Origin of the sequence: Micromonospora sp. (assembly GCF_048594385.1) — a bacterium.
Classification (GTDB): Bacteria; Actinomycetota; Actinomycetes; order Mycobacteriales; family Micromonosporaceae; genus Micromonospora; species Micromonospora wenchangensis.
Genome location: NZ_JBMDWU010000277.1, coordinates 1 through 9,866, shown reverse-complemented (window position 1 = coordinate 9,866; position 9,866 = coordinate 1). Strand labels below are relative to the sequence as shown.

At 73.9% G+C, this 9,866-nt stretch carries 7 protein-coding genes; 3 read left to right on the top strand and 4 right to left on the bottom strand.

The window, feature by feature from the left end:
* Positions 1 to 84 precede the first annotated feature (84 nt).
* The gene (locus ACOJTC_RS15035; RefSeq protein ID WP_420117338.1) at positions 85 to 1,554 is read right to left on the bottom strand and encodes an aldehyde dehydrogenase family protein; all 1,470 of its coding nucleotides are present in this window, start codon (positions 1,552 to 1,554) and stop codon (positions 85 to 87) included.
* A 73-nt stretch (positions 1,555 to 1,627) separates the two neighbouring features.
* Here ACOJTC_RS15035 and ACOJTC_RS15030 point away from each other — a divergent pair, with 73 nt between their 5' ends.
* Complete coding sequence (locus ACOJTC_RS15030) at positions 1,628 to 2,710, top strand: NAD(P)-dependent alcohol dehydrogenase (RefSeq protein ID WP_420117337.1); 1,083 nt, start codon at positions 1,628 to 1,630, stop codon at positions 2,708 to 2,710.
* 80 nt (positions 2,711 to 2,790) lie between these two features.
* On the top strand, positions 2,791 to 5,121 hold the full coding sequence (locus ACOJTC_RS15025) for a cytochrome P450 (RefSeq protein ID WP_420117336.1): 2,331 nt from the start codon (positions 2,791 to 2,793) through the stop codon (positions 5,119 to 5,121).
* Between the two features lie 67 nt (positions 5,122 to 5,188).
* Here ACOJTC_RS15025 and ACOJTC_RS15020 read toward each other — a convergent pair whose 3' ends face one another.
* Entirely contained in the window at positions 5,189 to 5,833 is a 645-nt protein-coding gene (locus ACOJTC_RS15020) for a TetR/AcrR family transcriptional regulator (protein ID WP_420117335.1), read from the bottom strand.
* Positions 5,834 to 5,927: 94 nt separating this feature from the next.
* Between ACOJTC_RS15020 and ACOJTC_RS15015 the strand changes: the two genes are divergently transcribed.
* Positions 5,928 to 7,265: a DUF4386 family protein gene (locus tag ACOJTC_RS15015; protein WP_420117334.1), complete on the top strand. Its 1,338-nt coding sequence runs from the start codon at positions 5,928 to 5,930 to the stop codon at positions 7,263 to 7,265.
* A gap of 108 nt (positions 7,266 to 7,373) precedes the next feature.
* Here ACOJTC_RS15015 and ACOJTC_RS15010 read toward each other — a convergent pair whose 3' ends face one another.
* Together ACOJTC_RS15010 and ACOJTC_RS15005 are read right to left on the bottom strand one after the other, a co-directional pair.
* Positions 7,374 to 8,441 carry a TauD/TfdA family dioxygenase gene (locus ACOJTC_RS15010; protein ID WP_204923226.1) on the bottom strand — a complete coding sequence of 356 codons (1,068 nt, stop codon included), beginning with the start codon at positions 8,439 to 8,441 and terminating at the stop codon, positions 7,374 to 7,376.
* 340 nt (positions 8,442 to 8,781) lie between these two features.
* Positions 8,782 to 9,866 (bottom strand): MFS transporter (locus ACOJTC_RS15005; RefSeq protein WP_420117333.1); only part of this gene is annotated, 1,085 nt, incomplete at its 5' end.

Below are 9,866 nucleotides of genomic sequence, written 5' to 3'. Positions count from 1 at the left end.
CGAGCCACTGGGCGAACGCGGCCGGCGACGGCGCGGCGGCGACGGCCAGCCGGGGGCGGGCCGCCGCCAGCTCACCCGATCGGCTCACGCCGACGGTCGGGCGAGCAGCCGGACGGCGACGGCCTTCTCCTGGGTGTACTCGCGCAGCGCCGCGTAGCCGCCGCCCCGGCTGAAGCCGCTCTCCTTCTGCATGTTGAACGGAAAGCCGATCACCCCGGCGTCGTGGAACTGGTTGACCGCGACCTGCCCGGAGCGGACCAGCCCGGCCACCCGCAGCGCCCGGGACACGTCACTGGTCCAGATGCAGGCCAGCAGGCCGAAGTCGGTGCCGTTCATCAGGGTCACCGCCTCGTCGACGCCCCGGAACCCCTGCACCGCGAGCACCGGGCCGAAGACCTCCTCACGGACCAGGCGCATGTCCGAGTCGACCTGGTCGAAGACGGTCGGGGCGACGTACCAGCCGTCGTCGAACGCGGCGGTGGCCGGCTCGCCGCCGACGACCAGCCGGGCCCCGGCGGCCGGGGCCTCGGCCAGGAAACCCCGGACCCGCTCGTACTGGGCCTGGCTGACCAGCGGACCCATGTCCAGGTCCTGGTCCCAGGGGCCGGTCCGGACGGCCTTCATGCCGGCGGCGACCCGCTCGACCACCTCGGCCCGGATCGACTCCTCGACCAGCAGCCGGGAGCCGGCGTAGCAGTTCTGCCCGGCGTTCTCGGTGATCGAGGCGATGATCGCCGGGATCGCCGCGTCCAGGTCGGCGTCGGCGAAGACCACGTTCGGGGACTTGCCCCCCAGCTCCAGCTTGACCGGGACGAGGTGCTGCGCGGCGGCGCGCATGACGGACCGGCCGGTCACCGTCGAGCCGACGAAGCTGATGTGGTCGATGTCGGCGTGCCCGGTGAGCGCCACCCCGGCCTCGGGGCCGAGCCCGGTGACCACGTTGAGCACGCCCGGCGGCAGGCCCGCCCGGCGGCCCAGCTCGGCCAGCGCGAACGGGGACAACGGCGCGACCTCGGAGGGCTTCAGCACCACCGTGTTGCCGGCGGCCAGCGCCGGGGCGACGTTGGCGGCGGTGAGCACGGCCGGCACGTTCCACGGGATGATCACCGCGCAGACACCGTACGGCTCGGGCCGGGTGTAGCCGAAGTAGTCGGGCGTACGGGTGGGCAGGGTGACGCCGGTGAGCTTGTCGGCGGCTCCGGCGAAGTAGTCGACGATGCCCTGGGTGATGTACATGTTGAGCCGCCCGCCGGAGCGGGGTTTGCCCACGTCACGCGCCTCGTACGCGGCGAGTTCCTCGACGTGCTCGCCGATCAGCGCGGCCCAACGCGAAAGGATCGCGCCGCGCTCGCTGGGCGAGGTGGCCGCCCAGCCGGGGGCGGCCCGGCGGGCGGCGGCGACGGCGTGGTCGACGTCGACCGCGCGGGCGCGGGCCACCGACTGGATGGGCTCCCGGGTGGCGGGATCGAGCACCGGTAGCTCACCGCCGTCGGCGGCGGGGGTCCAGTCGCCGTCGACGAGCTGGCGGGCAGTGGGGATGTCCAGGTCAGCCATGTGCGAATCCTTGACCCTCTACGTTTCGCATGTCAAGATGCAATCTCGCTTTGTGAGTCACTAGGGAGGGCGCGTGCGGATCACAGCGGCGGTGCTGGAGAACGCGGGAGGGCCGTTCACCCTCCAGCAGATCGACCTCGCCGACCCCGGGCCGGACGAGGTGCTGGTCCGGGTGCACAGCGTGGGGATCTGCGCGACCGACCTGGAGTTCGCCAACTTCTTCCCCACCCCGGCGGTGCTCGGCCACGAGGGCAGCGGAGTGGTCGAGCAGGTCGGCGAGCGGGTCACCGGGATCTCCCCGGGCGACCACGTCGCGATGAGCTTCACCTCCTGCGGCGACTGCCCGCTGTGCCGCGGCGGAAACCCGGCGTACTGCCGACGGTTCGACGCGGTCAACTTCACCGGCCGGCGACCGGACGGCAGCACGGCGCTCTCCCGCGACGGGCAGCCCGTCAACGGCCACTTCCTGGGCCAGTCGTCGTTCGCCAGTCACGTCGTCGCCCCGGCCCGCGCGGTGGTGCCGATCAGCAAGGAGATCGACCTGGGCGTGGTCGGCCCGTTCGGCTGCGGTTTCGGCACCGGTGCCGGCGCGGTACTCAACGTGCTGCGCCCGGAGGTCGGCTCCTCGGTCGTCGTCTTCGGCGCGGGCGCGGTGGGCGTGGCGGCGATCCTGGCCGCCCGGGTGGCCGGTTGCGCCGTCGTCGCCGCCGTCGACGTCAACGCCGGCAAGCTCGACACGGCCCGGCTGCTCGGCGCGACCCACGGGGTGAACTCCACCGACGGCGACCCGCGCGAACTGCTGACCGCGATCGCCCCGCACGGCTTCGACGTCGCGATCGACACCACCGGCCGGGAGGACGTGCTGCGCCTCGCGGTCGAGTCGCTCGGCCCGCTCGGCCGGTGCGGCGTGGTCGGGATCGGCCCGAGCGAGCAGATGAGCTTCGAGTGGCGCAGCGTGCTCAACGGCCGCAGCATCACCGGCATCATCGGCGGCAGCAGCCTGCCGCAGGTGTTCCTGCCGCGGCTGCTTGACCTGCACGCCGCCGGCAACTTCCCGGTGGACCGCCTGATCACCCGGTTCCCTTTCGCGCAGATCAACGAGGCGGTGGCGGCGCTGCGCTCCGGCGAGGTCGGCAAGGCCGTCCTGACCCTCTGAGCAGGGACGCCCCCACCACATCGACATCGCTGTATCTCATAGTGAAACATTGTCTCGCAATGTGAGCGACATTACCCTTGGTGTCAGACCCACACCCAGTGGCGCGGCTGGGCAACACCGCGCAGCGTCCCGCACCTGTGGAGCACGTCCCGATGACCGAACAGCAGCGCACCGCCCCGGCCGCCGCGCAGACCGCGACCGAAGACCGGCCCGCGCCCTTCGACCACCACTCGGCCGAGTGCAACACCGACCCGGTGGGCTACTACCGCGAGTTCCGGCAGACCTGCCCGGTCGGTCGGACCGAGGCGCACGGCGGCTTCGTCTACACCACCCGGTACGCCGACGTGGTCCGGATCGCCCGCGACGACGACACCTTCTCCTCCGCCCGGTCCACCGCCGGCGGCGACGGCACCGCCATCGTCATCCCCCGGGGCCCCGGCCTGGAGCAGTACCCGATCGAGCTGGACCCGCCCGCCGCGACCGGCTACCGCGACCTGATCAACCCGCTGCTCACCCAGGACGCGGTCGCCGAACTGGCCCCGATGGTCGCCCGGCACACCACCCGCGTGGTGGACGCCTTCATCGCCGAGGGGTCGGTGGACTTCGTCCGCGACCTGACCAACCCGCTGCCGGCCGCCGTCACCCTCGACTGGCTGGGCTTCCCCGAATCCGACTGGGCCAAGCTCGCCGGCCCGATCCACGACATCTTCGCCGCGCGGCCCGGCAGCGAGCGGGCCGTCCGCGGGGCCGCCGGCCTGGCCTACCTCGACCAGCGCATCCGCGAGCTGATCGTCGAGCGGCGGGCCGCGCCGACCGGCGACGCGGTGAGCTACCTGGCCGCCCAGCGCCGCCCAGACGGGGAACTGTTCGCCGCCGACGAGCTGGTCTCGGTCATCGGGCTGCTGATCGCGGGCGGGGTGGACACCACCACCTCGCTGACCGGCTCCACCCTGGTGCACCTGAGCCGGCACCCCGAGGACCGGCAGCGCCTGATCGACTCCCCCGACCTGCTGCTCACCGCCACCGACGAGTTCCTGCGGGTGTTCGCCCCGTCGCAGTCGATGGCCCGTACCGTCCGCACCGACACCGAGGTCGGCGGCTGCCCGGTCACCGCCGGCGAGCGGGTGCTGATCCCCTGGGTCGCGGCCAACCACGACCCGGCCGTCTTCCCCGACCCCGAGCAGCTGCGGCTGGACCGCGACGCCGCCCGGCACCTGAGCTTCGGCATCGGCAGCCACCGCTGCGCCGGAGCGCACCTGGCCCGGCTGATGTTCCGCGAGATGATCACGCAGGTGCTCACCCGGCTGCCCGACTTCCGGGTGGTGGAGGAGGGGCTCGTCGCCTATCCCACCCGGGGCAACCAGAGCGGTTGGGACGCGATCCCGGCCGTCTTCACCCCGGGTCCCCGCCGCGACGCCGACGCGGCGGGGACCCGGCCCACCGCCAGCCTGACCGGCGACCGGGAGCTGGTCATGGCGGCCACCGCCACCGCCACCGACGAGGTGCTGGAGGTGCGCCTGGCCGACCCGACCGGCGCGGAGCTGCCGCCCTGGGCGCCGGGCGCGCACCTGGAGGTGCGGTTGCCGTCCGGACGGGTCCGGCAGTACTCGCTGTGCGGCGACCCGGACGACACCCGGCACTACCGGATCGCGGCGCTGCGGGAGCCCGCCGGCCGGGGCGGTTCGGTGGAGCTGCACGCGCTCGCCCGCGCGGGCGTCACCCTCGCGGTGCGCGGTCCGCGCAACCACTTCCCGCTCGTCGACGCCCCCGACTACCTCTTCCTCGCCGGGGGCATCGGGATCACCCCGATCCTGGCGATGGCCCGCGAGGCCGACCGCCGGGGCGTGCCGTTCCGGCTGGTGTACGGCGGTCGCAGCCGGGCCTCGATGGCCTTCGTCGACGAGGTGACGGCGCTCGCCGGCGACCGGGTGACCCTGCTGCCGCAGGACGAGGCCGGCCTGCCGGACCTGGGGGCGTTGCTCGACTCCACCGGGCCGGACACGGCCGTCTACTGCTGCGGGCCGACCGGGATGATCGACGCGTTGGAGCGGGTCTGTGCCGCGACCGGCCGGTCGGAGCGGTTGCACGTCGAGCGGTTCACCGCCGGGGACGACCTGGAGGTCGCCTTCGACCCGGCGGCGAACACCGAGTTCGAGGTGCACCTGGCGCGTACCGGGGCGACCCTGCGGGTGCCCCGGGACCGTCGCATGATCGACGTGCTGCGCGAGGTCGTGCCGGGCCTGACCTACGACTGCGAGAAGGGTTACTGCGGCGCGTGCGAGACCCGGGTGCTCGCCGGCACGCCGGAGCACCGCGACTCGCTGCTGACCGAGCAGGAGCGTACGGCCGGGCGCAGCATGATGATCTGCGTCGGGCGGTGCCGCTCGGAGCGGCTGGTGCTGGACCTGTAGGTCCTGTCCGGACGGGCCGGCCCGGCTCCCGGGGCCGGCCCGTCCGGACGTCCGGCACCGGTGGTCGTCACGCCGCGTTCGCCAGCGCGTCGAGGATCAGGTCGAGGCCGAAGGTGAACTGCCCGCCGAAGTGGTAACCGGGCTGGTTCACGTGCCGGGTGGCGAACTCGACCAGGTGCGGGTACTCCCCCGCCGCGAACGACGCCATGATCGCGTCGGCGACCTCGGTGGCGGCGTCGCCGGTCTCGAACGGCAGCGACGCCTCCTGCAACACGAACCCGAAGACGTACGCGTCGATGATCGCGTACGCGTGGGCCGTCATCGGCAGCGAGAACCCCCCGCCCCGCAGGACGCCGAGCATGGCGTCGTGGTGGCGCAGGGTGGCCGGGCCGGGGCTGGTCCGGGTCTCGATCAGGGTCAGCGCCCAGGGGTGCCGGGCCAGGACGGTGCGGGCCGACAGGCAGCGGCGGCGCACCTCGGCCCGCCAGTCGCCGCCCACCAGGGGCAGGTCGATCTCGGCGAACACCCCGTCGACGAGCGCGTCGAGCAGTTCCTCCTTGTTGCGGATGTAGTGGTAGAGCGACATCGGCTTGGCGTGCAGCGCGGCGGCGAGCGACCGCATGGTCAGCGCGCCGAGCCCGTCGGCGTCGGCGATGGCGACCGCGGCCCCCAGCACCCGGTCCCGGCTGAGCTGCCGCACCGGTTCGCCCACCCTGTCGCTCCCCTGACGCCTGGTTGACCGCCTGCACCGCCCACCGTACCGTACTAAGTAAGTCGTACTTAGTACGAAGATTCGGGAGGCGACGATGTCCCTGCGTGTGGCCGGCCGGTGGGCCGGCGCGTTCTTCCTGTCGGCGTTCGTCGCCTACGGCGTCGGCAGCGCGCTCGCCGGACGACCGGCCGGGGTGGCGCTGGTGCTGGCCAACTCCGTGCTGGTGGCCGCCATCGGCGCACTGGCCTTCCGGGCGCTGCGCCGGTCGCACCCCGGCGTCGCCTGGGGTTACCTGGTGGCCCGGGGCGCGGAGGCGTTCCTGCTCGCCGCCGGCCTCGTGCTGCGCGCCAGGTACGGCGACGGCGCCGCCGACCTCGCCTACCAGCTCGCCATGCTGTCGCTGGGGCTGGGCAGCCTGCCGCTCTGCCTGGCGCTGGCCCGGCGACGCTGGCTGCCCCGGTGGTTCGCCGGCTGGGGCGCCGCCGGCTACGCGCTGCTGGCGGCCGGCGCGGCAGCCGAGCTGGCCGGGGTGGGGATCGGCGTCGCGCCGGCCGCTCCGGGCGGACTGTTCGAGATCGCCTTCGGGCTGCTGCTGCTCGTCCGGGGCTTCGCACCGGCCACCGCCACCTCACCCGCCATCGTCGCCGGGCCCACCGCCGCCGCAGCCCCGCCGGCCACCGCCGCCGAGCCCGCTGCCACCGGAGCGGCCATGGCGGGCCCGGACGACTCCCACGCCCACCGCGCGGCCCTGGCCGCCGGGGCGGGGCTGCTGCTGATGGCGGTGCTCGCCGGATGGGCCAACTTCGGTGTCGTGCAACCGCTGCTCGCCGGCGACGCGGCCGCAACCGTCGCCCGGCTGCCCGCCCAGCGCTCCGCGCTCACCCTGGCCGTCGTCGCCCTGTTCGCGGTGGCCTGCCTCGACGTGCTGGTCGGTTGGGCGCTACGGGCGTTCCTCGACCACGCCCAACCCACCGTCGCCCTGCTCGCGGCGTGGTGCCGCACCGGCTACGCGGTCGTCCTCGCCGGAGCGATCGTCCACCTGACCGGCGTCGCCGGCCTGCTGCGCGACGGTGCGGGGGCCGACCGGCTGCGCGCCGACGGCTACCCGGGGCTCACCGGCTTCCAGCAGGTCTGGAGCCTGGGGCTGCTGCTGTTCGGCGTCCACCTGCTGCTGGTCGGCTGGCTGGCCTGGCGCTCGGACACCGTCCCGACCTGGGTGGCGGCACTGGTGGCGGTCGCCGGCGCGGGCTACCTGGCCGACTCGGCCGGGCCGCTGGTCACGGCCGACTATCCGGTGCAGGTCGCCGGGGTCACCTTCGTCGGTGAGGTGGTCCTGCTGGGTTGGCTGCTCGTGCACGCCGCCCGGCACCGCCGGCCCACGGCCCGCCCGGTCGCGCCGGACGCCGACGTCCGGCCGCTCGCCGCGACGTGACCGTGACCGTGACCGTGACCGCACGACCGTACGGGTGACCGCACGCGGACGGCCCGCCGCGCCACGACACTGGGGCGCTGCGGGCCGTCCTGACGAGGGGCCGGTGGGTCAGTTGCCCCACTCGAAGTTGGGCTCGACCGCCTCGGCGATGTGGAACCGGCCGCCCGGCGCGATCTCGCTGCCGCGCTCGGTCACCACGTGCTTGCCGAACCCGCTGACCAGCGGCCGGCCGACGTCACGCTTGAGCCACAGCCGCAGCAGGTGCCGGCGACGCTCCGGCTCCGGGAAGTCGACGTAACCGGTCCGCGAGTGCAGGGCGGCGTAGTTCAGCAGCCACTGCACGTCACCGGGCTGGAAGTCCATGTCCAGGGCCAGGCCGGGGGCCTGGGACACCTCGTCGTAGAGGTGCAGCAGCTCGATCTGCGCCTCGGTGAGCCGGGGCACCTCCGGGTAGTCCTGGGCCGAGAAGATCATCGAGCTGCCGGCGTAGGTGCTGAACACCCCGTCGACGTAGCTGCAGATCGGCGAGGTGTAGGTGCGGGCCGGGGCGTCCGGGTCCTGCCGGTGCCAGTCCCAGTGCCACGACTCGAACAGCAGCGGCGCGAGGTCCGGCCGGCGGCGCAGGATCTCGTTGTAGATCGTGGTGCCGCTGACCAGGCTGCTCGCCCCGCCGGCCTTGGCCGCCCGCAGGCACATCAGCGCGACCACGTCGGAGCTGTCGGAGTGGAACGGCAGCCGGTCGCGGACCCGCGACGGCAGGGCCGACGGGTCGTCGAGGGTCTTGTTGGAGGTGGCGATGACGTGGTCGAGCACGTCACCCATCTGGTTCTGCCCCATCGGCACGCCGAGGTGCAGCCCCATCAGGAAGAAGATCGCCCCGGCGAGGGTGTCGCCGTACTCCTCCGTGCGCAGGCCCCGGACCAGGATGAAGCCGCGTCCGGAGTCGAGCTGGCGGGCGCACTCCTCGTTGAGGCCGGCGCAGGCCGGCAGCGGGTAGTCGGCGGCGGTCACCGTACGCAGGTCGGGGTTGTCGGCGACGAACCGGCGGCCGACGGTCTCCAGCTCGGCGCGCTCGGCGTCACTGAGCTGGTAGACCCACTCGGTCGAGGTACGCAGCTCGTCACCGCGCCAGGCGGACGGACCGGAGATGGGGGCGAGATCGATTGCGGTGGTCATGATGATGCGCTCCGAGGTTCGGTTCTGCGGAAACGGGTCGGTGTCCCGGGGGGGGCGATGCCGCCACCGGGCTGATCAACGACGTGGGCGCCCGCCGTGTCCCGGTCGGGAGACGGCGCGCCGATCCGTCAGAACGGGGTCTGCGGGTCCCCGGCGGCGGTCCCGGGGCGCATGCCCTCCCGCGGCGGGTGGACCCGCAGCGGCTCCTCGTAACCGCGCACCAGCAATCCAGAGCCTTGCGGAACTCGGATCATGGCGTTCTCCTGCGGCTGGCGATGATCGGTCCAGGCTAACCAACGCCCACCGCAACGTCAACAGAGACACCATCTCGCAATACGATCTATTCTCGTCCCCGGACGGCCCGTCGTGCCGCACCGCCCCGGGCGACCAGCGGCTCGGCCAGCAGGACGACCAGCGCCACCGCAGCCACCAGTCCGCCCGCCAACGCCGTGCCCTGCACCCCGGACCGGGACAGCACCACCGCGCCGAGCAGGGACCCGCCGGCGATGCCGACGTTGAAGGCGGCGGAGTTGCCGGCCGCCGCCAGGTCGGCGCTGCCCGGGGCCACCTCCAGCACCCGGTTCTGCAGGGCGGGGGTCAACGCGCCCATGGCGAACCCGGACACGGCCAGCAGCACCCCGGTCGCCACCGGCGACCCGGCCAGCAGGAACATCCCGAGCAGGGCCACCACCAGCAGCAGCACCGGGGTCACCATCGCCACCCGCTGGTGGCGGTCGCTCGCGATCCCCCCGGCGGTGATGCCGGCGAAGTCCGCGAGGCCCCGGATCAGCAGCAGCAGGCCGAGAGCGCCCGGGGCGAACCCGGAGACGTCGGTCAGGAAGACGGCGGTGTAGGTGAACGCCGTGAACAGGCCCCCCACCGACAGCGCGGTGGCCACCACGACGACCGCGTACCGGCGGGCGTCCGGGGTGGTTCCGGTCGACGCGTGCGTCGCCCCGACCGCGACCGGCGGCATCAGCGTCACGATCGCCACGAACGCGGCCAGCGCCAGGGCGGCCAGGGCCAGGAACGCCGACCGCCAACCCCACTGCTGACCCAGCCAGGTGCCCGCCGGTACGCCGAGCATCGGCCCGAGCGACGCCCCGGCGAACACGACGGAGGTGACCCGGCCGCGTACCCGGGCGGGGAACATGCCGGCGGCGGCGGGCGCGACCACCGCCCAGAACAGCGCCTGGGTGAGCGCGACGACCACCCGGGTCCCGAGCAGCACCTGGTAGTCGCGGGCGGCGGCCGACACCAGCGTGGCGACCACCAGCACGCCCAGCAGGACACCCAGCAGCCGGCGACGCGGCACCCGCCGGGTGACGTGGGTCAGCGGCACCGAGACGACCGCGACCGTGACCGCGTAGCCGGTGACGAGCAGCCCCGCATGCGACACGGACACGTCCAGGTCGGTGGCGACCA